The sequence below is a fragment of the Puniceibacterium antarcticum genome, from assembly GCF_002760615.1.
Taxonomy (GTDB): domain Bacteria; phylum Pseudomonadota; class Alphaproteobacteria; order Rhodobacterales; family Rhodobacteraceae; genus Puniceibacterium; species Puniceibacterium antarcticum.
The window spans coordinates 16,755-38,940 of record NZ_AWWI01000100.1; the positions used below are offsets into that span (position 1 = coordinate 16,755).

A 22,186-nucleotide genomic window follows, 5' to 3' on the forward strand; every position below is an offset into this window, starting at 1 on the left:
CGCGGCCAAACCGGCTCAGAACAGCGCCTTCAGGCAGTCCACAATCTGCGTCACCGCCTGCCGCCGCGGCCCTTTGGGGATCACCGCGCAATGGTCAAACATCGCCAGCTCGGGCAGGGTCAGTTCCAACAGCACGCCAGCGGCCAGATCATCGCGCACCCCAAGTTCGCTGGCAGGGATCAGGCCGTCCGAGCGCCGTTGCGGGCCATCAGCTTCAGGTCAAGCTCCTATCCCAGCGGGCGCGCCTGCTGGAAGAGGGCGAAACGGCGCACGTTCAGCGCGCACCCAAGGCGGGAAAATCTGCCGTTGCGGGCTTAAGAGACGTTGCGTTTGGGCAGTGTTGGATGTCGGGGCTGCATGGCCTGCACCGGAATACGGGCAATAGGCAAGCGCAATAAACTGCCGCCTTCGGACGAGGGGGGGAAACAATCCCATAACAACGCAGAATCGCAAGCAAAAAAAAGGCCGAGCTAAAAAGCTCGGCCGAAGTCCAACAGGGAGGTATGAAGATGATGCGCCGTTAGGCACTCCAAACAACATGAGGATGAATTAATAGCCGACTTGTAAACGATCAAGTCCATTCGTACCGCTGGCGCAGCATTGCGGCTATGCGTCTGGCGCATAGCATGCTGTCACGCCTGTCCCATGGCCTTCAGCAGCTTGCGATGGGCAAAGATCTCTTCCTGAACAAAGTCGCGAAAGGCCGCGATACGCTTTGATTGCCGCAACTCTTCTGGGTAGGCTAGAAACACCGGCACTTCGCCGGATTCCAGATCGGGCAGGACGCGCACGGCGGTTGGAAAATCCTCGATGATGTAATCGGGCAGTACGCCAATCCCGAGGTGAGAGATCACCGCCTGCAGCACACCAAAATAGTTGTTCACCGTGAGGGTCGAGCGGATGTCATAGGTCATCAGCTCCTGTACCAGGCTCAGACCTGCCATCACCTGCGCCGAGCGGGTATTCTGGCAGATCAGCCGGTGCTTTGCCATATCCTCAAGCGTCTCGGGCACGCCGTGCTCTTCAAGATATTCTGGCGAGGCATAGAGGCGCATCCGGATCTGCATCAGCCGTTTGCGGATCAGATCGGCCTGACTGGGTTCCTTCATGCGGATGGCAACGTCCGCCTCGCGCATGGGAAGGTCCAGCACGCGTTCCTCAAGCATCAGGTCGATGTTGAGGTCTGGATATTTCTCATAAAGCTTGGGCAGACGCGGGGCGAGCCAGAGCGAGCCGAAACCGGTGGTTGTCGTCACCCGCAGTTCGCCGAACACCTCTTCCTCGCTGTCGCGGATGCGCGCGGTGGCCGCGTCGATGCGTTTGAGCATGGATCGCGTGGCATCAAACAGCAACTCACCCTGTTCAGTCAGAATCAGCCCACGCGCATGGCGATGAAACAACGTGGTGTTGAGCGATTCCTCAAGCGATCTGATCTGACGCGAAACCGCAGACTGCGACAGGTGCAGCGTATCGCCCGCATGTGTCAGGCTGCCGGCATCGGCAACAGCGTGAAAAATTCTGAGTTTATCCCAGTCCATGACGTCAACTTTCTTATTTTGCGGCCCTTCTACACGAAAGCTCTCTCACTATAAGGCGTAACCAAGAGGAAAACATGAAGTTGATTAGAAATTGCTGTTCAGGTCAGATATTGTGACCTAAAATACATCAAGGCACGATCATTGAGCGACGGGAGGCGTAAGATGAGTACCCAAGATATCACCCTGAACGACCGGTTTGATCTTTCCAAGGATCAGGTCCTTTTGAACGGCACGCAGGCGCTTGTCCGCCTGATGTTGATGCAAAAGGCGCGCGATCAGGCTGCCGGGCTGAATACGGCCGGGTACGTGACCGGCTATCGCGGCTCTCCTCTTGGTGCGGTCGATCTGCAGATGAACCGCGCGGCCAAATCGCTGGCCGCTGCCGATGTTCTGTTCAAGGAAGGCCTGAACGAAGATCTGGCCGCGACCGCCCTTTGGGGGTCGCAACAGGCCGAGCTGCGCGGCGAGGGCAAATATGACGGCGTCTTTGGTCTCTGGTACGGCAAGGGGCCTGGTGTGGATCGTTCCGGTGACGTGATGCGCCACGCCAACATGGCCGGATCGTCCAAACATGGCGGCGTGATCATGGCGATGGGGGATGACCACACCGGCGAATCCTCAACCGTGTTGCACCAGTCCGAATGGGCCATGGTCGATGCCTATATGCCCGTCGTGTCGCCCGCCGGGGTGCAGGAAATTCTCGACTACGGCATTTACGCCTATGAATTGTCGCGCTTTTCCGGCCTCTGGGTCGGCCTCAAGACCATGAAGGACACGGTCGAGGCGACATCGGTCGTTGATGGCCGCCCCGACCGCATGAAACTGTTTCTGCCAGACTTTGCCATGCCCGACGGCGGGTTGAACATCCGCCTGATCGACACACCCCACGCCCAAGAGGCGCGGATGATTGATTACAAACGCTTCGCAGCGGAGGCATTTTCCCGCATCAACGGCATGGACAAACGCATCTGGGGCAAGCCGGGCGCAAAAATCGGCTTTGTGGCCGCCGGCAAGAACTGGCTCGACCTCGTGCACGCGCTGTCGCTGCTGGGGCTGGATGCAGAAGGGGCCGAGCGCCTTGGCATCACCACCTACAAGATCGGCCAGACCTTCCCGCTCGACATGCAGGGCTTTCACGACTGGGCCGAGGGGCTCGATCTGATCGTCGTGGTTGAGGAAAAGCGCAAACTGATCGAGGTGCAAATCAAAGAGGCAATCTTCAACGACCGCCGCGGCCGCCGCGTCTATGGCTGGCACAAGGGTGGCGGCGCCGGGTCGATGCATGGGGTCGAACTGTTCCCGACGCGCGGCGCGCTGGACCCGATCCTGATCGCTGAAAAACTGGGCGAGATCCTGATTGAAGAGGGGCGCGGAACCGATCGCCTCAAGGCCGGGATGGAGATGCTCGACCGCGCCCGGCGCGCCGACAATGCCGAAGAGATCGCAGCGCGTCTGCCGTATTTCTGCTCCGGCTGCCCCCACAACACCTCGACCAAGGTGCCCGACGGGTCGCGCGCCTATGCCGGCATCGGCTGTCACTACATGGTGCAGTGGATGGATCGTTCTACCGTGGGCTTTACCCATATGGGCGGCGAAGGCGCGAACTGGATCGGTGAGGCGCCGTTTTCCAACACACCCCATGTGTTCCAGAACCTTGGCGATGGCACCTATAACCATTCCGGCGTGCAGGCGATCCGCGCGGCACTGCTGGCCGATACCACGATCACCTACAAGATCCTCTATAACGATGCTGTCGCCATGACCGGCGGGCAAAAGAATGACGGCGGCCTGACGGCTGAACAGATCGTGCGCGAACTGGTCGCCATGGGCGTGAAACACGTGGCCGTGGTCTATGACGAAAAGGAAGAGGTGGACCTTTCCGCTTTTCCCAAAGGCGTCGAAACCCACACACGCAGCCATATGGATTCCATACAGAAAACATATGCAAACCATACGGGCGTTTCGGCCATCGTTTACATCCAGACCTGTGCGGCGGAAAAGCGGCGGCGCCGCAAGCGCGGACAGTTTCCCGATCCCGACAAACGCGTGTTTATCAACACCGATGTTTGCGAAGGCTGCGGCGATTGCGGGGTGCAATCCAACTGCGTGTCCATCGTACCGGTCGAAACCGAACTTGGCCGAAAACGGGCGATTGACCAGTCGTCCTGTAACAAGGATTTCTCTTGTCTCAAAGGGTTTTGCCCGTCGTTCTTAACGCTTGAGGGCGCAAAGGTGCGCAAGGGCGGCACCACCCAATTACAGCTGCCCGACATGCCAGACCCAAAGCTGCCCCAGATCAACGGCACCTGGAATCTGATCGTCACCGGCGTCGGCGGCACCGGGGTTGTGACCATCGGTGCGGTCGTGGCACAGGCCGCGCAGATTGATGGCAAAGGGGCCGGCATGATGGAAATGGCCGGCCTTGCGCAAAAGGGCGGCGCGGTGCACATCCATTGCCGTCTTGCGGAAAAACCAGAAGATATCAGCGCGATACGGGTCGCAACGGGGGAATGTGACGCGTTGATCGGCGGTGATCTGGTGGTGTCAGCCGGGGCGAAAACCCTCGGCCTGATGCGCACCGGCCGCACTGGTGGCGTCGTGAACAGTCACGAAATCATCACCGGAGAGTTTACACGAAACACCGAATTTACGTTGCCTGTAGACAGGTTACGCCTTGCTCTTGAGGCGCGTCTTCAGGACCGGCTGGACCTGTTCGACGCCTCTGAACTGGCGCGGGCCACCATGGGTGATTCCATCTTTTCCAACATGATGATCCTTGGCGCCGCCTGGCAGCGGGGCCTTGTTCCGCTGTCCAAATCTGCGCTTGTGACTGCCGTCACACTGAACGGCGCGGCGGTGGACAAGAACCTGCGCGCCTTTGAAATCGGTCGCTGGGCCGTGCTGCATTCCGAACAGGCCGCACAGCTCAGCGCGCCCAAAGTGGTGCAGATGCCCAAAACGCTGGAAGAAAGGATCGCCTTTCGCGCGGATCATCTGGTGGCCTATCAGGGCAAGCGTCTGGCCAAACGCTACCAGCGGATGCTGGACCCGATCACTGACCGCAAGGTGAAAGAAGCCGTGGCAAAAGGCTATCACAAGCTGTTGTCCTACAAGGACGAATACGAAGTCGCCCGCTTGCTTTTGCAAAGCCGCGACAAGGCGGCAGAGACCTTCGAGGATGGCTTTAAGCTGACCTTCAACCTCGCGCCACCGCTGCTGGCAAAAACTGGTCCCGACGGACGCCCGCAGAAAAAGACGTTTGGCGATGGCATGTTGCGCGGCTTTGCTGTGCTGAAACGGTTCAAGATGCTGCGCGGCACGCCGCTCGACCCCTTTGGTCGTTCGCAAGAGCGGAAGATGGAGCGCGCGCTTATTGCCGAATACGAGGCCGATATGGCCGATGTACTGCCCCGGCTGACCCCGGCGACGCGGGATGCGATCATCGCGCTGGCAGAGTTGCCCTTGCAGATCAAGGGGTTCGGGCCGGTAAAGCAGGCAAACGCTGAAAAAGCCGCCAAACGACGCGAAGAGCTTTTGGCCCTGATCCGCGCCGGTGGTACGCCTGTTGCGCAGGCAGCGGAGTGAGCGGTCATAAAGCATTTACGCAACTGTTACAGACTTTGGCGAGAAGAGCCGAACCGCGCTAGTCAGGCGCAGATTTCGCAAGGATCCGTCACATGCAGGCGACGCGCCAGATAGCCCGGGATATCAGCTATTCCTATTCGGCCAGCACCCGGGGGGGCCGGGCCCTGATCCGGCTGATGGAAAATGCCACTGGCCGCATCAGTCTGATCAAGCGCGCCAGCGGCTATGAACACGAGGTGGCCGAGGGGCGCGATTTCTGGCAGGTCATGGTTGAACGCTACGGCCTGCAACTGGACGTGATTGGTGGCACGCTGGCCAATATTCCCACGACCGGCCCGCTGATCGTGATCGCGAACCATCCTTATGGCATTCTCGACGGGCTGATGCTGGGGCATATCCTGTCCGTGGCGCGCGGCGATTTCCGCATTCTGGCGCATCGCATCTTTCGCAAGGCAGCAGATCTTGAGCGGGTGATCCTGCCGGTCTCTTTCGACGAAACCAAAGAGGCGGTCGCGCAGAACCTTGAGACCCGTAAGGAATCCCTGCGCTATCTGGCAGCGGGCGGCGCCATAGGTATTTTTCCCGGTGGCACGGTGTCCACGGCGCTGAAACCGTTTGACCGACCCATGGACCCCGGCTGGCGCAGCTTTACCGCCAAAATGGTGGCGAAAAGTGGCGCGACGGTGGTGCCGATCTATTTTGACGGCCACACCAGCCGGATGTTCCAGCTGGCCAGCCATCTGCACACAACGCTGCGTATGGGTCTGCTGATCAAGGAATTCCGCAAACGGGTCGACACACCAGTGCGGGTCGTCATCGGTCAGCCAATTCCAGCCGAAGCTTTGCAGATCCACGCCAGAGACCCACGCGCGATGATGGATTTCCTCCGCAAGGCAACGTATGAGCTTAGCCCAAGCCCGCTTTCCTCTTACGACTACGGGTTCGAGTTTGAGGAACGGCACAAGAAGAAGGCGTAATTAGCCGGATATAGAGAAGGATTCTATCATGGCTGTTGGGGTATTCGATTCGGGTCTGGGTGGTCTGACCGTGCTGGACGCGGTGTCCCGGCGCCTGCCGGACGTGCCGTTTGTCTACCTCGCCGACAGTCGCAATGCGCCCTACGGCGTGCGCGATGCGGATGACATCACCAACCTGACCTGCGCTGCGGTGGAACGTCTCTGGGCTGCGGGCTGCGATCTGGTCATTCTGGCCTGCAACACCGCCTCAGCTGCCGCACTGCGCCGGATGCAGGAAAGCTGGATTCCCACGGACAAGCGGGTTTTGGGTGTCTTTGTGCCCCTGATCGAGGCGATGACCGAACGCCAGTGGGGCGACAATTCCCCGCCGCGTGAGGTGGCTGTCAAACATGTCGCGCTGTTCGCGACCCCCGCAACGGTGCGCAGCCGGGCGTTCCAGCGCGAACTGGCCTTTCGCGCCATCGGTGTGGATGTCGAAGCACAGGCCTGCGGCGGCGTGGTGGATGCCATCGAAGAGGGCGACATGATCCTGGCAGAGGCGCTGGTGCGCAGCCATGTGGATGCCCTCATGCGCAAGATGCCCGAGCCACAGGCGGCGATCCTCGGCTGCACCCATTATCCGCTGATGCAGGAGGTGTTCCAGCAGGCGCTGGGGCCGAATGTCAGCGTCTACAGTCAGGCCAATCTGGTGGCTGAGTCGCTGGCCGATTATCTGGTCCGGCATCCGAATATGCTAGGCACCGGGACGGAGTCCCAGTTTCTGACCACCGGTGATCCGCGCCGCGTCTCTGATCGCGCGACCCAGTTCCTGCGACGACAGATCCTGTTTCAGCAGGCCTGACACCCCGCGCACGTCTTGGTGACAGGTCTCCTGCAAGGCTTTGACGCCCTGCAATAATCCGCTAAACAGAATGTCAAAAGCAACGCTGAGGCGCTGCGCGGACGGAGAGACGACATGACCCATAAAATCGCGATCATCGGAGCCAGCGGCTATACCGGCGCCGAATTGATCCGCCTGATTGCCACCCATCCGACCATGGAAATCGCCGCCCTTGCCGCCAATTCCAAGGCCGGACAAAGCATGGAACAGGTCTTTCCGCATCTGCGCCATCTGGATCTGCCGGATCTGGTGACCTGGGAGCAGATTGATTTCAGCCAGATCGACCTGTGTTTCTGCGCCCTGCCGCACAAGACCAGCCAGGAGGTGATCCGCGAGCTGCCCAAAACGCTCAAGATCGTCGATCTGAGCGCCGATTTCCGGCTGCGTGATCCTGCGGAATACACAAAATGGTATGGCAACGCCCATGGCGCCGTCGACATGCAGAAAGAGGCGGTCTACGGCCTGACGGAATTCTACCGCGATGCGATTGCCAAGGCGCGGCTGGTGGCGGGCACAGGCTGCAACGCCGCAATGGGTCAGTTCATCCTGCGCCCACTTGTGGCCGGGGCCGTGATCGACCTCGAAGAGATTATCCTCGACATGAAATGCGCCGTATCCGGTGCCGGCCGCAGCCTGAAGGAAAACCTTCTGCATGCGGAACTGTCCGAGGGTTACAACGCCTATGCTGTCGGCGGTACGCATCGCCATCAGGGCGAATTCGATCAGGAATTCAGCGCCCTTGCGGGTCGTCCGGTCAAGGTGCAGTTCACGCCGCATCTGATGCCGGTCAACCGCGGCATCCTTGCCACCACCTATGTCAAAGGCGATCCTCAGGCGATCTATGCCACGCTGCAAAAGGCCTATGCGAATGAGCCTTTCGTCAAGGTGCTGCCGTTTGGGGAAACGCCGTCGACCCACCACGTGCGCGGATCGAACTTTGTCCATATCGGTATGACTGGCGACCGTATCCCGGGGCGGGCCACCGTCATCGGCGTGCTGGACAACCTGACCAAGGGCAGCTCGGGCCAGGCTTTGCAGAATGCGAATTTGATGCTAGGTGAGGAAGAGACGGCAGGCCTGATGCTGGTGCCGTGCTTTCCGTAAGTCAGGTTCGTTAGATGGGTGAGGAGAGACGTGCATGGCCTTTAAATCGTTAAAGAAAAAGCGCCGGATACAGGTTGTGGCAGTGGCGGCTGTGGCCCTTGTCATCTCGACCGGGCTGATAGGTTACGGCATGCGGGACGGGATCAATTTCTTCCGCTCCCCAAGTCAGGTCATGCAGGAACCTCCGCGCCCCACCGAAGTGTTCCGCATCGGCGGTCTGGTCGAGGAAGGCACGCTCAAGCGCGGTCAGGGGCACGAGATCACCTTCAGCGTGACCGACGGCGGCGCATCGGTGCCAGTCGTCTATGCTGGGGTACTCCCGGATCTGTTTGACGAAAAACAGGGTATGGTCGGCACTGGACGATACATTAACGGAATCTTTGAAGCCTCTGAAATCCTTGCCAAACATGACGAAAGCTACATGCCGAAAGAGGTGATCGACGCGCTCAAGGCGCAAGGTGTCTACAAGGAAGACGAAGCGGGCAGCTGAAAAATATCAGCGGTCGACTTCGGTGAACTGTTCGATTTTGCGTATTTGAAAAGAGAAGAATTCGGGCGCGCGGAGAAAGCTCCACGCGCCCTTTTTTCAGTCAGCGCAGGATGGATTTTCCTGCGAATTCAGCCGTTTCGCCCAGGATCTCTTCGATGCGGATCAGCTGGTTGTACTTCGCCAGCCGGTCAGAACGCGCCAGCGAGCCGGTCTTGATCTGACCGCAGTTGGTGGCAACGGCGAGATCGGCAATGGTCGCATCCTCGGTTTCGCCCGATCTGTGCGACATGACATTGGTCATGCGGGCGCGGTGGGCCATTTCAACAGCTTTCAGCGTTTCGGTCAGCGTGCCGATCTGGTTGACCTTGACCAGCATGGAGTTGGCGCAGCCCTTTTCGATGCCCATGGCCAGACGCTTGGGATTGGTCACAAACAGATCGTCGCCCACCAGCTGGATCTTGTCACCCAGCATGTCGGTCAGCGTCTTCCAGCCATCCCAGTCATCTTCGGACATGCCGTCCTCGATCGAGATGATAGGGTAGTCGGCGCAAAGCTGGGCGAGATAGGCGGCGTTTTCCTCGGAGGTGAGGGATTTGCCTTCGCCTTTCATTTCGTACTTGCCACCCTTGTAGTATTCGGTCGCAGCGCAATCGAGCGCGAGGCAGATATCCTCGCCCGGGGTGTAGCCGGCGGTTTCGATGGATTGCAGAATGAAATCAAGCGCCTCGCGGGTGGAGCCGAGATCTGGAGCAAAGCCGCCCTCATCGCCAAGGCCGGTGGACAGACCCTTGGCCGACAACGCCTTTTTCAGCGTATGAAAGACCTCAGAGCCCATGCGCACAGCTTCGCGGATGTTCTCTGCCGCGACGGGCATGATCATGAATTCCTGGATGTCGATCGGGTTGTCGGCATGTTCGCCGCCGTTGATGATGTTCATCATCGGAACCGGCAGCACACGGGCCGAGGTGCCGCCCACGTAGCGGAACAGCGGCATGCCGTTATATTCGGCCGCAGCCTTGGCCGCCGCGAGCGACACGCCAAGGATCGCGTTGGCGCCAAGGCGGGATTTTGTGTCGGTGCCGTCAAGTTCGATCATCGACATGTCGATGGCAACCTGTTCGGTGGCGTCCATACCCAGCAGGGCCTCGGCGATTTCGCCGTTCACGGCGGCGACGGCCTCAAGAACACCTTTGCCCATGTAGCGGGATTTGTCGCCATCGCGGCGTTCATTCGCCTCGTAGGCGCCGGTGGACGCACCCGAAGGCACTGCTGCGCGGCCCATGGTGCCGTCTTCGAGGGTCACGTCGACCTCGACCGTGGGGTTGCCGCGGCTGTCGAGAATTTCGCGGGCGTGGATGTCGATGATTGTGCTCATGGGTCCAGTCTCTTGATGGTTAATCTTTTATCCTGCCTATAGCAGGCGGATGTAAAAAGTAAACCGCGTCGGTTAGCGCTAACGGATCGCTTACGCGTTGCAGTTCTGCGCCTTGCCGCGCAGCATTCCGGACCAGATATCGTTCGCGCAGAATGGTATAAAGGCCCGAGGCGATGATCAGCGCGGCGCCGACAAAGGTCAACAGGTCAGGCCCTTTGCCAAACACCAGAATCCCGAGGATCAGCGCAAAGATCAGTCTGGAATAGCGTGACAGCGTGATAAGAAAAACATCACCGGTCCGGGTCGCGAGGATGATGCAGTCATATCCCAACACGCCAACGGCGGTGCCGCACAGTAGAATCAGAGCCGAGGCGCCGTCGGGCCAGAGAGGCCAGCAATGTCCATGTCTAGGACAGCGACGCCGGAAAGCGCGCAGTGGCGAGGACAGGGTCCAAGGGCATTCTGAATTCTCTTCGAGAGACCCTCGGCGTGCAGTGGCACGTTTTCCGGTGGCTTCAACCTTTTTTGATCGGCACGCCGTAGAGTTCCAGTCGGTGCCCCTTGAGCCGGTAGCCCAGCTTTGCGGCGATCTTTTCCTGCAAAGCCTCTATTTCGGAATCGACGAATTCGATCACCTCACCCGATTGCATGTCGATCAGATGGTCGTGGTGGTCGCGTTCGGCATCCTCGTAGCGGGCGCGACCATCGCCGAATTCCAGCCGGTCAAGGATACCGGCCTCTTCGAACAGTTTCACCGTCCGGTAGATTGTGGCAATGGAAATCCTGTCGTCGCGGGCCGAGGCGCGCGCATAAAGCTCTTCGACATCCGGATGGTCGGTTGCCTCTTCCAGCACTTGCGCGATGGTGCGGCGCTGATCGGTCATGCGCAGGCCTATAGCTTCGCAGCGGCTGATGATGGTGTCGGTCATGGAATCCTCGCGGCCTCGGGTTCATTAGCTTTAGCCAATCCGGGGTAGGGAGGCCAACACCCGAATTGCACGAAATCTGGGAGTTCTCTTGACTTCCCAAGCTTTAGCGGGCATCAGGCAACCAACGGATCTCTTCTGCCGCGTGAGCAGATTGACCGGCGCAGCATGCGCCGCGGGTCACGGAGACCGCGATTGCTTCCAAAATCACGCGTGGGGCATGGGGTGCAACGCCTTTCGGACATTCGGTCTGATGGCGGTTCTGTGCCTCTCCACCTGACGGGCCGCAAGAGCAGCCTGTTGTGCGGCTGCGATATCGCAGCCCGAAAGGAACTGTTTTGACTGATTTTACCACAATGGGCCTGCCCAAGTCGCTTGTCACCCGTCTGACCCAGATGGGCCTGACCGAGCCGACACCGATTCAGGCTGGTGCCATTCCCTTTGCCATGGCGGGCCGTGACGTGATGGGTCTGGCCCAGACCGGCACCGGCAAGACGGCAGCCTTTGGCCTGCCGCTGGTGGCGCAGATTTCCGGCCTTGGCCGTCCCGATCCGAAATCCGTGCGTGGCCTCGTGCTGGCGCCGACCCGCGAGCTGGCCAGCCAGATTGCCGAAACACTGAAAGAACTGACCCTGGGATCGCCGCTGAAAGTGGCGGTTGTTGTTGGTGGCCAGTCGCTGAACGCACAGTCCAAGCGGCTGGAACGCGGCATCGACCTGCTGGTCGCCACGCCGGGCCGCCTGATCGACCTGATCGAACGCCGCGCCGTGCGCCTGAACGAGTGCAGCTTTCTGGTGCTCGACGAGGCGGATCAGATGCTTGACATGGGCTTTATCCATGCGCTGCGTCAGATCTCGACCCATCTGCCGAAAAAGCGTCAGACCATGCTGTTTTCGGCCACCATGCCCAAGCTGATGGAAGACCTGTCGCGCGAGTACCTCAACAACCCCGAGAAGGTACAGGTTTCACCTCCGGGCAAAGCCGCGGACAAGATCGAACAGTCGGTGCATTTTATCGCCAAGGCGGAAAAGACCAAGCTGCTGATCGAGCTTCTGGACAAGCACAAGGACGAGCTGGCGCTGGTCTTTGGCCGCACAAAGCACGGGTCTGAAAAGCTGATGAAGACGCTGGAAAAGGCCGGTTTTGCCGCCGCGTCGATCCATGGCAACAAGAGCCAGGGCCAGCGTGATCGCGCACTTAAGGCGTTCCGCGATGGCACGGTTCGTGTTCTTGTGGCGACGGATGTGGCCGCACGCGGCCTCGATATTCCGGCGGTCCGCCACGTCTACAACTTTGAACTGCCGAACGTGCCGGAAAACTATGTGCACCGCATCGGCCGGACTGCCCGTGCGGGTCGTGAAGGATCGGCCATCGCATTCTGTGCACCGGATGAGATCGGCGAACTGAAGGCAATCCAGAAGGTTCTGAAAATGACCATTCCGGTCGCCTCAGGGCGCGCGTGGGAAGGTCTGGATACACCTGATCGCGGCGGCAATGGCGGTCAGCGTCGTGGCAATGGCGGTGGCAAGCCTGCGGGTGCAGGCAAGCCGGGCGCACCCCGTCGCCGTCGTTCTGGTGGCGGCGGTCGGCCTGCTGCAAAAGCGGCCTGATCAGGCCATCAGACTGCGCCGTCTGCGGGCGGCGCGGTCATTGACAATCAGATAGGCGGCGAGGCTGATCAGAACCAGCGCGCCGCCTGTCAGCATTCTGGGGGTTGGCACCTCTCCGGTGCCGATCCAGACCCAGACAGGCCCGATCACGGTTTCCAACAGCATCAGCAGGCTGACATTTGCCGCCGCCGTATGACGCGAGGCGAAGGACAGCGAAAAGAACGACACCGGCAGGATCAGCGCGCCCGTCATGACAATGGCCCATACGACACCGTCCGTCATGCGCCCGGTGCCTGTCCAGAACAGCCCGTTTACCCCCGCCAGCAGGGCACCTATGCCGATGCACAGCAGGATCGGAACGTTCCCGGAATTGCGCAGGGTCACAAAATTCATCGCCAGTGTAAACGCGACGCCAAGCCCGCAGAGCGCGCCCCATAGCGCGGATGTGTTCAGCGCTGCTGCGCCCTTGCCGCTGACCGCGATGCCAATTCCCGCAAGAACCGCGGCAATGGTGATCCAGGTGGCGGTGCTCGTGCGTTCGCCATAGATCACCCGGGCAAGGACGGCAGACCACACCGGCGCTGTTGCGACTGAGACCAGCACAACCGAAACCGGGGCAAGGGCGATGCCGGTGGGAAACAGCGTGGCATTGGTGAACTGACAGGCAACCACCGTCAGCCCAGTCCCGCTGGCCAGAATGCCAAGGTCTGCGCGTCGGCGGGCAGAGGTGGCAAGCCAGACCAGCAGGAACAGGCTGCCCATGCACAAACCTCGCCAGCCCAGCATCTGCATTCCGTCCATTCCAGACAAACGCATGAACAGGGCGTCGGGGGTGAGTACCAGCGCGCCGAAGGTGGCGAGCAGCAGACCGAAAAGGGGATGAGATTTCATTCGCGATGTTTGGCCGCAAAACCGCGCACCGGTCAAGGGTGCGCGGCGCGTTTTCAACTGTGCCTTACTTGTAAAGCGGCTGGAGACCCATCTGCATATGCAACATGTTCACCGTCGGTTCGTCCAGTTCCATCGCCTTGGCCAGAGAATCGAGGTACTCGGCCTCGTCCTGGGTATCGACACGGATGGTCATGAGTGAGGCGGAATAGACCTGCATCCGCTGCGCCTGCGGCGTATCGGCGGCCAGCGCATCAACATCAACCGGAGCGGCAAGTTCAGCTTTGACAAAGGCGATGTCGGCGGGGCTGGCATCTGTGCCGACAGTTTCAAGGATCTTGGTCTTTTCAGCCTTGTCGATCTCTCCATCCGCCTTGGCAGCCTGGATCATCGCCCGCAGCATCAGGGCCGCGCTTTTCTCTGCTTCGGGGGCGGTTTGCGTGGTATTGAACTGGTCCAGCATGTCGGCAATGCCTTTGCCCTGCGTTGCAGCCGCGCCGCCAGCGGCGGCCATCATCCCGGCCATAGCTGCGCCCCCCTGGGCAGCAGAAGAAAGCAGCGGACCTTTTTCAGCGGTGCCGCCACTGTTGCCGCCCATGAGCGAGGACAGGTCGACGCCGCTTTTTTTCATCTGCTCCATCATCGAGGCCATGGGATTGGATGCGCCGCCCGTAGCACCGCTGAAGGCCGACAGATCAATCCCCGATGCCTTCATCTTGTCCATCAGCTTTTGCATCGTGTCCGTGCCCTGAGATGTCTTGCCCGACAGCATGTCACCCATCTGGGCCTGTGCGCTGCTGGCAGGATGTTTGCCCGTGATCTGGGCGCCGCCGCCCAGAGGTCCACCCAATCCCTGACCTCCGGCCATCTTGTCGACGCCCCGCGCCGCCGCGTATCCGATTGCCACCTTGGCCAGTGTTCCCATCAGTCCCATGCGGTGTCTCCTCCCTGGAAAATTCAATCTCTTGCCATCCCAGCATGCCACAAATGACCACCTGTGACAGTGAAAACCCAAAAAACAGCTAAAACAGGCGCAAAAGGCGCAGGATCATCCAGACGAGAAAACCCATCAACAGTGTACCTGCGGTCAGGAAAGCAAAGGCATAGGGCGTGCCGGTGCCGGGGATGCCTGCGACATTGACGCCAAACAATCCGGTCAGAAACCCCATCGGCAGAAACACCGCCGCCACCACCGACAACGCATAGGAATTGCGTGACAGGCGCACATTCTGGCGGGACTCAAGATAATCCGACAGCACGGCAAGACGGTCCCGCACGGCGTTCAGCTCTTCAACCGCGCGTTGCGCGCCATTGGCAATCTCGCCCAGATCCTCGCGCATGGCGGAATCGATCAAGGGCAGGCGGGTGTCCAGCAGGGCATGTAACGCCGCCGCCTGAGGATTGAGGAACCGACCCAGCCGGATCGCGGATCGGCGCAATTCGGGAATGTCTTCGCTTTCGAGGGCCTGGTCGTCTTCGTAGAGGATCTCTTCCAGATCATCGAGCCGGTCTTCGAGCGCGACACCATTCTCTTCGATTCGGTCGGTCAGGTTTTCGGCCAGAGCGACCAGAAATGCTGCTGGCGTGGGCGGCGCGTTATTCGCCTCGATCGAGCGGCGCAGATCCTGGGTGGCATAAAGCCGACGAATCCGCGTGGTCACGATCAACCGTTGTGAAAGCCAGGCGCGCAGAGACACCATGTCATCCCTGTCTTCCCCGTCGTTAAGGTTGAGGCCACGCAGAATGACGATCAGCCCGCCGTCATGAGCAAAGGCACGCGGACGGGTTTCAGGCTCCAGCAGGGCATCGATGGCCCGTTCGGGGACCTTGTCCGCCAGCCAATCGGCCAGAAACGGATCGTTGCGATCACAATGCACCCAGCGATAACCAGACGTAACTGGGATCGACAGATCGGATGTGGGTGTGGAACGGCCGTCTGGCGTAATATCCAAGGCAGACATCGGAGTCATGGAATCCTCAGGTCTTGGTATAATCAATTGGTTCGTCCTGTTCTGCCGCAGAGAGAGGGATTCTGCCATCGTTTTGGCGACTTGACCTTTGGGGCGGGCAGGTGTCCATGGCGGCATGAAAAGACGAGACTCGATAGATTTTGCCGGTGCGAGCGGCCTTGTGGTGTTCGCCGCTGTTCTTGCCCTCAATCAGGTGGTGATCAAGGTCACCAACGGCGGCTTTGGCCCGGTATTCTCTGCCGGGCTGCGCTCTGTTCTGGCGCTTGGCATCGTGCTGATTTGGGCGCGGCTACGCGGGCGCAAAATTTCTGGCCTGCGTGACAGGCTTTGGCCAAGCCTGCTGTTGGGCTGTTTCTTCACGCTTGAGTTTATCTTTCTTTATACAGCGCTGGATCTGACAACGGTTTCGCGCGCCTCGATCCTGTTCTATTCGATGCCGGTCTGGCTGGCACTTGTCGCGCATTTCACGTTGCCGGGCGAAACGCTGTCGCTGCAACGCGCCCTTGGCCTCGCGCTTGCCATGGCGGGGGTGATCTGGGCGCTGCTTGATCCCCACACCCGGGCAGCCGGAGATTTGCGTGGCGATCTGGCAGCCCTTGGCGCAGCTTTGTCATGGGCGGGGATCGCGCTGACCGTGCGGCTGACCAGAGTGTCTGAGCTGAATGCCGAAACGCAGCTCAGCCTGCAGCTGGCTGTTTCTGCGGTGCTGTTGCTGGCCCTGTCGCCGCTGTTCGGAGATTTGTTGCGCGATCCCGGCTGGGTCCATCTCGCCGGGCTGGGGTTTCAGGCGCTCTTTGTGGCGAGCTTTGGCTTTCTCTTCTGGCTTGGTTTGATCGCGATCTATCCCGCCTCGGATGTGGCGGCGTTCAGTTTCCTGTCGCCCGTGCTCTCGGTAGGGCTCGGCTGGGTGATGCTGGGGGAACCCGTGGGAGCGGGGATCATCGGTGCCCTTGCGTTGGTGGCGGTCGGGATCGTGCTGATCAACCTGCGGCGAACGGCCTAGGTACCGCAGTAGGTGGCTGCAACAACCTCAGCCGGGGTTGGTGGTCGACGCAGATCCTCAGCCTTTGGATCACTTTCATAGGGGCGCGACAGGACCGCATTCAACCGGTGGAAAGGGGCGTCATCGCCAGCGACCGCTGCCGCAATCATCTGCTCGATCCTGTGATTGCGGGGAATGACAGCCGGATTGCTGTTGCGCATCAGTTCGGTAGCGCCGGGTTCCTCTTTCAGGCGTTGTTGCCAGTCGGTTGACCACCCATCAAAGGCGGCAGGATTGCTAAACTGATCCCGGGCATTTCCATCTGACAAGGCGCGGAAGGTGTTGGTGAAATCCGCCCCGTTCACATGCATGAGGGTAAGCAGAGCGGTCACCAGATCCTTGTCCGCAGGGCGTGGGTTTGCGATGCCGATCTTGGCCGCGAACCGGTGTTCATATTCCGCCCGGATCAGCGCAGGCATGGCGTGGACCTTTTCGGTGAACTGCGTGACTGCGGCGTCCGGATCGGGCATCAGCGGGATCAGCGCGGTGGCCAGCTGCGCCATGTTCCAAACGATGATATCGGCCTGCGCCGCATAGGCATAGCGCCCGTTCCGGTCGATGGAGGAAAAGACCGTTTGTGGGTCATAAACATCCATGAACGCGCAAGGGCCGTAGTCGATTGTTTCGCCAGAAACAGTGCAGTTGTCGGTGTTCATCACGCCATGGATGAAACCGAGGCTGAGCCACTGCGCGACCAGTGCCGCCTGACGGTTGATGACCTTTTGCAGCAGCTCTGCGGGGTCTTTGACATCCGGGTAATGTCGCTGGACAGTGTAGTCATAAAGCTGGCGCAGGGCTTTTGCATCCCGGCGGGCGGCAAAGATCTGGAATGTTCCAACGCGGATATGACTGGCCGCGACGCGCGTCAGCACGGCACCGGGCAGCATCGCTTCGCGCGCAATATCCTGTCCTGTGCGGACAGCCGCAAGTGCGCGGGTGGTGGGCACGCCAAGCGCATGCATCGCTTCGGACACCACATATTCCCGCAGCACCGGACCCAGCCAAGCCCGGCCATCACCATTGCGGGAAAACGGCGTGGGTCCAGAGCCCTTAAGCTGGATGTCCCGGCGCAGGCCATCACTGCCAATCGTCTCGCCCAGCAAAATTGCCCGCCCGTCCCCAAGTTGCGGGTTGAAATGGCCGAACTGGTGCCCGGCATAAAGTTGGGCGAGCGGAGCAGCACCGTTTGGAACGGTGTTGCCAGAGAAAATTTGCGCAATCTCAGCTTCGTCATCGGGCAGCGCGATCTGCAGCGTTTTTGCCAAGCCACGGTTCACTGCGAGCAGCGATGGCGCTGCCACAGGGGTAGGATCAATCCGTGCATAGAAGCCTTCGGGCAGGGCGGCAAAGCTGTTGTCAAAGGGGATGTATGTCATTGGTTACAGGTAATCACATTGAGCCGGATTGCGAGAGTGTTTTTTCCATCGTGATCGAAGTCGTTCTGCAGAAACCGGGATGGGCTCTTTCCGCTGTGCGGACAAATCCAAGGGCGCCAAAAGCTCTGTGGTTGCTGACCAGCTCGATTCGGGTTTCGAGCCGCAAACGAGACAGGTTCAGGCGCCGCGCTAAGACCTCTGCCTGTTGGACAAAAGCACGTCCCAAACCCCTGCCTTGCGCGGTGGATCGCACGGCCAGCTTGCCGATGTAAAGAGCATCAGCCTGTTGCGCGAAATAGGCACAGCCAACCAAGGGAGGCATTGCAAGATAGAGATATTCGGCCTTGGAACGTTCCCGCAGTGAGGCAATTGTGAGCGCGAGCGCAGAGGATGGCGGGTCGATGCGACCGTTCATATAAGCGAAACTGTCCTTGATCAGGCCGAGAAGGCCATTCCAGTCATCGAAATCGGACGGCGCAGGTTCAGGATGTATCAAAGCACGCGTGACATGAACATGTAGCTGTCACGCGCCACAAAGCCGCAACGTTCATAAAGGCGCATCGCCGTTTCGTTGGAGCGATCCACCTCAAGATGCAGCGCTTTGATCGTGCTTTGTTTCAATGCCTGGGCCAAGGCATTGATCGCTTCGCCTGCCATGCCACGACCCCGCACCGCAGGCCTGATGTAAAGCTCGTCAACAATGGCATCCATGCCGCCATATTCGATGGACCAGCCAAAACTGACCACCACATATCCTACAGGTGAGCGACGCGGTCCGATCAGCCAGACCGCGCCATGCGGAGACCCTTCGAGAAGGGGTAGGATAGAACGTTCCTGATGCGCGGCATCCGTCCCGTAACCCTGGTCAAGATGCATAGCGGCGACAAGCTCCAGCAGCTTTGGCGCATCTTCTGCGACGGCAAGATGAAGAGATTTCACAGTCGCCCCAGCCTTTCCGTCAGCAGTGCAAAGAATCCCTCGGCCTGTATCGCGCGCATGAAGGTAGAATTGGGTGCGCGATCTGTGACACCCCACCAATCCGCGACGGTCATGCCAAGTGTCAGTTCTGACACAGTCTCTATCTCGACATTGATGTGGCGGCCGGTGAACAGATCGGGCTGGATCAGATAAGCGATCACACAAGGGTCGTGCAGCGGCGCGCCGTCGGATCCGTATTTTTCGCGGTCGAACCGTTCAAAGAATTCTGTCATCTGGGCTACGGCCTCGCCAACAGGTGTGTTCAGGGCGCGGATGGCGGCGTTTCGCTTCGTCGTGACCAGCGCGGCATGTGTCACGTCCAGCGGCAAGACGGTGATCGGCGCACCGCAGGCAAAGACCTTTTTTGCAGCCTCCGGGTCAACATAGATATTGAATTCAGCGGTTGGGGTGATGTTGCCCACTTCGAAATAGGCGCCCCCCATAAGGACGATTTCCTGAATGCGCGACGCGATATCAGGCGCTTTTTCAAGGGCTGTCGCGATATTGGTCAAAGGTCCGATCGGGCAGAGCGTGACCGTCTGCGGATCGTTCCTGCGAAGGGTTTCGATGATGAAATCGACGGCGTGCTGTTCCTGAAGTGGCATTGTCGGATCGGGCAGGGTAGGCCCGTCAAGCCCCGTCTTGCCGTGCACAAGTTCCGCAGTGACCAGCTTGCGGCTGAGCGGTGCATCGCAGCCCGCAAAGACCAGAGTGTCAGGTTTTCCGGCCAGTTCGCAGATAATGCGTGCATTCTTTTGGGTCATGGGCAATGGCACATTTCCGGCCACGGCCGTGATACCCAACACCTCAACCTCCTCAGGGGAGGCAAGCGCAAGCAGAATGGCGACAGCATCATCCTGACCCGGATCTGTGTCGATGATAATTTTACGGGGTGCCATACTAACCCTCCTTTCAGGGTTGGTCGCATGTGCCGGGCAAGCGTTCAAGAGGAATGGTTCTTGGAAATTCCCTGCGGTATCGTGCCTTACCGGGGACTTTAAAACGATGAGCTTGAAAAATAAAACGATGCGCTTGAAAAATCGCGCGACATGACGCGGTGATAATGTGGGAAGTTGGGGCCCCTCAATGCGCTGAAAATGATGAAAAAACGCGCCGATTGTGCTAAAATAGCGATCCTCGAGGAAGCCCAGTTTGCATTGGGGGCAATACAATGCGTTAGGGGGCATTGTGGTGGCTGTAGTGGATGTTAGACTCTTTCTTACACCTGCGGTATATCATCCGCGTTAGCGCTAACGATATGGTCAAGATCAGATGCCGGCCCAAGCGCCCAAGACATTAGAACGGAGCAGACCTGCCATGGTTTCGCGTGTAATTCCTGTCGATCCATTCGACCTTGTCATTTTTGGTGGCACCGGGGATCTTGCCCGGCGCAAGATCCTACCGGGGCTGTTTCGCCGCTTTTGCGCTGGACAGATGCCGCCAGAGGCGCAGATAATCGGCGCCGCACGATCCGAGTTGGATGACGAGGGCTATCGTGACTTTGTGCGCGACGCGATCCACGAATTCGCGGGTCCGCTGTCCGAAGATGACGCACAGATCGACGAGTTTCTGGAACGGGTTGGATACGTCGCTATCGACGCAAAGGGCGAAGGCGGCTGGGAAGAGTTGAAAAGCAGGGTCCGGGATGATCTGGTTCACGCCTTCTATTTCTCGGTCGCACCAGCCTTGTTCGGGGATATCGCCGAGCGTCTGCATCTGCACGGCCTGGCCGGGGACGAAAGCCGGATCGTTGTGGAAAAACCCTTTGGCAAGGATCTGGATTCAGCCAAGGCGTTGAACGCCACCCTCGCCAAACATTTCCATGAACAACAGATTTATCGAATCGACCACTATTTGGGCAAGGAGACGGTACAGAACTTGATGGCAGTGCGCTTCGGGAACGTTCTTTTCGAACCGCTGTGGAATGCACAATATGTCGATCATATCCAGATCACCGTTGCTGAGACGGTTGGCGTGGGCGGGCGAGGCAGTTATTACGATGCCTCTGGGGCTATGCGGGACATGGTGCAGAACCACCTGATGCAGCTGCTGTGCCTGATTGCCATGGAGCCACCTGCCAAATTCGACCCCGATGCGGTGCGGGATGAGAAGCTCAAGGTGATCCGCGCGCTGGAGCCGGTAGAGCCGCATCATATCGTACGCGGTCAGTATGATAAATCGGCAAACTCGCAGGGCTATCGGCAGGATGTGGAAAACCCGCGCTCTTTCACCGAAAGCTTTCTGGCGCTCAAGCTGCACATCTCCAACTGGCGTTGGGCGGGGACACCGTTTTACCTGCGGACCGGCAAGAAATTGAAGGCGCGGACCTCTGAAATTGTCGTAGTGTTCAAGGATGCGCCGCATTCGATCTTTGGTGCGGATGCCGGACGACATAGGAATGTTCTGGCTATTCGCCTTCAACCCAACGAAGGCATGACGCTGGACGTGACGATCAAGGAACCGGGCCCAGGGGGAATGCGTCTGATTGATGTGCCGCTGGACATGACATTTGCCGATGCGCTGGGACCAGAGGCGGAGCAGGCGACCGAAGCCTATGAGCGGTTGATCATGGATGTAATTCGCGGCAATCAGACCCTGTTCATGCGCGGCGATGAGGTTGAGGCTGCCTGGGCCTGGACCGATCCGATCATTGCGGGCTGGACTGCGCGCAGCGATGTGCCGAAGCCTTATGACCAAGGTGGCTCGGGTCCCGAAGATTCGATGATGCTGATGCATCGGGACGGACGACGCTGGAGGGAGTTGAAAGGATGAGCTTTACTCTTCTGGAATACCCCGATCGCGAGTTGCTTGCCATGGATCTGGCAAATCAGCTGGCCGGTGATCTGCGCGCAGCGCTGGCCCAAAACGACCGGGTCGCTTTTGCCGTGCCGGGCGGCACTTCTCCCGGGCCAGTATTTGACGATCTTTGTGCCGTGGACATGGACTGGTCGCGTGTGGATGTGCTGCTGACCGATGAACGTTGGGTGCCCGAGGTCAGCGAGCGCTCAAACACCCGGCTGCTGCGGCAGAGGCTGCTGGTGGAAAAGGCTGCTGCTGCACATTTGTTGCCGATGTATTTGCCTAGCGAGTTACCTGAAGACCGTATCGACGAGCTGGCTGAAACCTTGCGGCCCAGTTTGCCGCTGGGCGTCGTTCTTCTCGGCATGGGGACGGATATGCACACGGCGTCGATCTTTCCCGGCGCTGACCGGCTGATCGACGCCCTTGCCCCCGGCGCTCCGCTGCTTCTGGCCATGCGCGCGCCCGGTGCGCCGGAACCCCGGATCACCCTTTCCGCCGAAGTTTTGAACGGCGCGATGCGCAAGCATGTCCTGATTTTCGGGCAAGAAAAACGTGAGGCTTTGGAACGATCCAAGGGCTTGACACCGATGGAGGCGCCCATTTCGGCGGTTTTGGATGACGCGATGGTACATTGGGCGGAGTGAG

General features: G+C 59.5%; 21 protein-coding genes. 9 read left to right on the forward strand and 12 right to left on the reverse strand.

From position 1 onward, the window contains the following. Positions 1-15 precede the first annotated feature (15 nt). Both P775_RS28085 and P775_RS13720 read right to left on the reverse strand, forming a co-directional pair. Entirely contained in the window at positions 16-159 is a 144-nt protein-coding gene (locus tag P775_RS28085; protein ID WP_180287440.1) for a hypothetical protein, read from the reverse strand. A gap of 473 nt (positions 160-632) precedes the next feature. Continuing rightward, positions 633-1,538, reverse strand: coding sequence for a LysR family transcriptional regulator (locus P775_RS13720; protein WP_099911516.1), 906 nt, complete (start codon positions 1,536-1,538; stop codon positions 633-635). A 162-nt stretch (positions 1,539-1,700) separates the two neighbouring features. Between P775_RS13720 and P775_RS13725 the strand changes: the two genes are divergently transcribed. The 5 genes from P775_RS13725 (at position 1,701) to ccmE (ending at position 8,574) form a co-directional block, all read left to right on the forward strand. Further along, positions 1,701-5,123 carry an indolepyruvate ferredoxin oxidoreductase family protein gene (locus tag P775_RS13725; protein ID WP_099911517.1) on the forward strand — a complete coding sequence of 1,141 codons (3,423 nt, stop codon included), beginning with the start codon at positions 1,701-1,703 and terminating at the stop codon, positions 5,121-5,123. Between the two features lie 92 nt (positions 5,124-5,215). Continuing rightward, positions 5,216-6,100: a lysophospholipid acyltransferase family protein gene (locus tag P775_RS13730; RefSeq protein WP_099911518.1), complete on the forward strand. Its 885-nt coding sequence runs from the start codon at positions 5,216-5,218 to the stop codon at positions 6,098-6,100. A 28-nt stretch (positions 6,101-6,128) separates the two neighbouring features. Beyond that, the gene (murI, locus tag P775_RS13735; protein WP_099911519.1) at positions 6,129-6,941 is read left to right on the forward strand and encodes a glutamate racemase; all 813 of its coding nucleotides are present in this window, start codon (positions 6,129-6,131) and stop codon (positions 6,939-6,941) included. Positions 6,942-7,055: 114 nt separating this feature from the next. Further along, positions 7,056-8,084: an N-acetyl-gamma-glutamyl-phosphate reductase gene (gene argC / locus P775_RS13740; protein WP_099911520.1), complete on the forward strand. Its 1,029-nt coding sequence runs from the start codon at positions 7,056-7,058 to the stop codon at positions 8,082-8,084. 34 nt (positions 8,085-8,118) lie between these two features. Continuing rightward, complete coding sequence (gene ccmE, locus P775_RS13745) at positions 8,119-8,574, forward strand: cytochrome c maturation protein CcmE (RefSeq protein ID WP_099911521.1); 456 nt, start codon at positions 8,119-8,121, stop codon at positions 8,572-8,574. Positions 8,575-8,674: 100 nt separating this feature from the next. Here the strand turns inward: ccmE and eno are convergent, their stop codons facing one another. From eno to P775_RS13760, 3 genes are all read right to left on the reverse strand, one after another. After that, entirely contained in the window at positions 8,675-9,949 is a 1,275-nt protein-coding gene (gene eno / locus P775_RS13750; protein ID WP_099911522.1) for a phosphopyruvate hydratase, read from the reverse strand. Between the two features lie 19 nt (positions 9,950-9,968). Beyond that, positions 9,969-10,283 carry a hypothetical protein gene (locus P775_RS13755; RefSeq protein ID WP_099911523.1) on the reverse strand — a complete coding sequence of 105 codons (315 nt, stop codon included), beginning with the start codon at positions 10,281-10,283 and terminating at the stop codon, positions 9,969-9,971. A 181-nt stretch (positions 10,284-10,464) separates the two neighbouring features. After that, the gene (locus P775_RS13760) at positions 10,465-10,878 is read right to left on the reverse strand and encodes a Fur family transcriptional regulator (RefSeq protein WP_099911524.1); all 414 of its coding nucleotides are present in this window, start codon (positions 10,876-10,878) and stop codon (positions 10,465-10,467) included. Between the two features lie 335 nt (positions 10,879-11,213). Here P775_RS13760 and P775_RS13765 point away from each other — a divergent pair, with 335 nt between their 5' ends. Continuing rightward, complete coding sequence (locus P775_RS13765) at positions 11,214-12,485, forward strand: DEAD/DEAH box helicase (protein WP_099911525.1); 1,272 nt, start codon at positions 11,214-11,216, stop codon at positions 12,483-12,485. Here P775_RS13765 and P775_RS13770 read toward each other — a convergent pair whose 3' ends face one another. The 3 genes from P775_RS13770 to P775_RS13780 form a co-directional block, all read right to left on the reverse strand. After that, positions 12,486-13,376: a DMT family transporter gene (locus P775_RS13770; RefSeq protein ID WP_099911526.1), complete on the reverse strand. Its 891-nt coding sequence runs from the start codon at positions 13,374-13,376 to the stop codon at positions 12,486-12,488. A gap of 64 nt (positions 13,377-13,440) precedes the next feature. Continuing rightward, entirely contained in the window at positions 13,441-14,307 is an 867-nt protein-coding gene (locus tag P775_RS13775) for a tellurite resistance TerB family protein (RefSeq protein WP_099911527.1), read from the reverse strand. An 88-nt stretch (positions 14,308-14,395) separates the two neighbouring features. Beyond that, entirely contained in the window at positions 14,396-15,343 is a 948-nt protein-coding gene (locus P775_RS13780; RefSeq protein WP_180287441.1) for a zinc transporter ZntB, read from the reverse strand. A gap of 115 nt (positions 15,344-15,458) precedes the next feature. Here P775_RS13780 and P775_RS13785 point away from each other — a divergent pair, with 115 nt between their 5' ends. Next, positions 15,459-16,346 carry a DMT family transporter gene (locus P775_RS13785; RefSeq protein ID WP_099911529.1) on the forward strand — a complete coding sequence of 296 codons (888 nt, stop codon included), beginning with the start codon at positions 15,459-15,461 and terminating at the stop codon, positions 16,344-16,346. Here the strand turns inward: P775_RS13785 and P775_RS13790 are convergent. From P775_RS13790 to P775_RS13805, 4 genes are read right to left on the reverse strand one after another with little or no spacing between them, the layout of a single operon-like run. After that, the gene (locus tag P775_RS13790) at positions 16,343-17,761 is read right to left on the reverse strand and encodes a protein adenylyltransferase SelO (protein ID WP_099911530.1); all 1,419 of its coding nucleotides are present in this window, start codon (positions 17,759-17,761) and stop codon (positions 16,343-16,345) included. The two genes, P775_RS13785 and P775_RS13790, sit on opposite strands and share 4 nt — an antisense overlap. 13 nt (positions 17,762-17,774) lie before the next feature. After that, positions 17,775-18,257: a GNAT family N-acetyltransferase gene (locus P775_RS13795; protein WP_218967701.1), complete on the reverse strand. Its 483-nt coding sequence runs from the start codon at positions 18,255-18,257 to the stop codon at positions 17,775-17,777. Beyond that, the gene (locus P775_RS13800; RefSeq protein WP_099911531.1) at positions 18,254-18,700 is read right to left on the reverse strand and encodes a GNAT family N-acetyltransferase; all 447 of its coding nucleotides are present in this window, start codon (positions 18,698-18,700) and stop codon (positions 18,254-18,256) included. The genes P775_RS13795 and P775_RS13800 overlap by 4 nt, the downstream gene beginning before the upstream one ends. Then, positions 18,697-19,638, reverse strand: a complete 942-nt coding sequence (locus tag P775_RS13805) for a nucleoside hydrolase (protein WP_099911532.1) — start codon at positions 19,636-19,638, stop codon at positions 18,697-18,699. Before P775_RS13805 ends, P775_RS13800 begins: the two co-directional genes overlap by 4 nt. Positions 19,639-20,056: 418 nt before the next feature. Here P775_RS13805 and zwf point away from each other — a divergent pair, with 418 nt between their 5' ends. Both zwf and pgl read left to right on the forward strand, forming a co-directional pair. Next, entirely contained in the window at positions 20,057-21,511 is a 1,455-nt protein-coding gene (gene zwf / locus P775_RS13810) for a glucose-6-phosphate dehydrogenase (RefSeq protein ID WP_099911533.1), read from the forward strand. After that, positions 21,508-22,185, forward strand: coding sequence for a 6-phosphogluconolactonase (gene pgl / locus P775_RS13815; protein WP_099911534.1), 678 nt, complete (start codon positions 21,508-21,510; stop codon positions 22,183-22,185). Before zwf ends, pgl begins: the two co-directional genes overlap by 4 nt. The last annotated feature ends 1 nt before the right edge of the window (position 22,186 follow it).